At 68.4% G+C, this 1,534-nt stretch carries 2 protein-coding genes; one reads left to right on the top strand and one right to left on the bottom strand.

What is annotated here, in order from left to right; genetic code table 11:
• Positions 1-288 precede the first annotated feature (288 nt).
• Entirely contained in the window at positions 289-681 is a 393-nt protein-coding gene (locus IE269_RS42645; RefSeq protein WP_189828758.1) for a hypothetical protein, read from the top strand.
• Positions 682-712: 31 nt separating this feature from the next.
• Here the strand turns inward: IE269_RS42645 and IE269_RS42640 are convergent.
• A partial coding sequence (locus IE269_RS42640; RefSeq protein ID WP_189828757.1) for an IS3 family transposase occupies positions 713-1,534 on the bottom strand: 822 nt, incomplete at its 5' end.

Below are 1,534 nucleotides of genomic sequence, written 5' to 3'. Positions count from 1 at the left end.
CGCCTGGGACGACTCGTCCGCCAAGGACTCCTCGAACAACCCGGACGCGGCCGTTATCAGAAACGGACTTAACGCCCTCTCAGGAGGCCAGGACGCTTCACGGATGGCCGCTGTCCACGCCGGGAGGGCGGCCCCGAGACCACCATGGACAAGCCCCCCATGCCCCATCCGGTGCCCCACCGGGTGCGGGGGCTTCCTCACAGGTCGACCGTGCGCCAGCAGGCACCGGATCTGGTCCCGGCCATGTCACCGGATGCGATGTGCCCGGGTCGGGGGCAGGGTGAGGGGATGAACACCGCACGCATTCTCGCCGTGACCGCAGCGGCCCTCGCCCTGGCCACCGCGCCCGCCCACGCCTCCACCTCCGGCACCATCAACGACACCGGGAAACTCGAATACGGCGGGGAGATCGCCCGCGTTGCCGGCACCTACTACTGCGACGACGCCGTTTCCGTCAACGGCGGCGGCGGAACCATCCGCGTACAGCTCTCCCAGGGGTGGCGGCAGGCCACCCGCCCTCACGGGTACAGCTGCCACGAGCACGGCGTCAACGGCAAGTGGGACCAGGGTTTCCGCTCCCCGGACGGGAACTGGGAACCGGGCAAAGCCACCGTTACCATCACATTCACCCGCAACGGCGGCACTCAGTTCACCACCACCAAGGACGTCACGCTCGCGTGACCGGGCCTTGACCCCGAATCCTGAACACGGGTTATGCGGCTTGTGCCAGCGTAGTTGGTGTGTGGTGGAGGGCGTTCTCGTAGGCGATCGGTGATCGTTGTCCGAGGCGGGAGTGTCGGCGTCGGGTGTTGTAGCGGTGGAGCCATCGGAAGGCGTCGAGTCGGGCCTCGTGCTCGGTCGGCCAGCTCTTTCGTCCTTGCAGGGTCTCGCGTTTGAAGGTCGCGTTGAAGGACTCGGCGAGTGCGTTGTCCGCGCTGGACCCGACCGCGCTCATGCTCCGCCGAACCCCTGCTGACCTGCAGGCTTCGGCGAGAATCCTGCTCGTGTACTGAGCTCCGTGGTCGGTGTGCATGATCGATCCGGCGAGACTGCCGCGGGTTCGGATCGCCGCGGCCAGGGCGTCGGTGACGAGGTCCGCGCGCATGTGGTCGGCGATCGCCCAGCCGGCCAGACGGCGTGATGCGAGATCGATGACGGTCGCCAGGTAACAGAACTTCCCGCCCTCGACGGGCAGGTAGGTGATATCGCCGACGTACTTCGTGTTCGGCCTGTCCGCGGTGAAGTTGCGGCCGATCAGGTCCGGGGCCTTGGCGGCGGCCGGGTCAGAGACGGTGGTGCGGTGCCGGCGGCGCAACCGGACTCCTTCGATCCCGGATGCCCGCATGATCCTGGCGACGCGTTTGTGGTTGACCGCGACGCCGTTCTCCTCGCGGAGCTCGGCGGTGATCCTCGGGGCTCCGTGGGTGCCGTCCGATTCCTGGTGCACCGCGCGTATCCGGGCGGCCAGACGGGCGTCGGCCACCTGCCGGGCGGCCCGGTCCGCAGCCGTCCGCCGCCAGTAGTAGAAGCTCGA

It is taken from the genome of Streptomyces spiroverticillatus (genome assembly GCA_014650415.1).
Lineage (GTDB): Bacteria > Actinomycetota > Actinomycetes > Streptomycetales > Streptomycetaceae > Streptomyces > Streptomyces spiroverticillatus.
The sequence above is the reverse complement of the archived record's forward strand: the minus strand, read 5'-3'. Positions and strand labels throughout refer to the sequence as shown.

Bases quoted from the DNA above. Each gene is read 5' to 3' on its own strand.
- IE269_RS42645 (WP_189828758.1), top strand. From the start codon at position 289: ATGAACACCGCACGCATTCTCGCCGTGACCGCAGCGGCCCTCGCCCTG.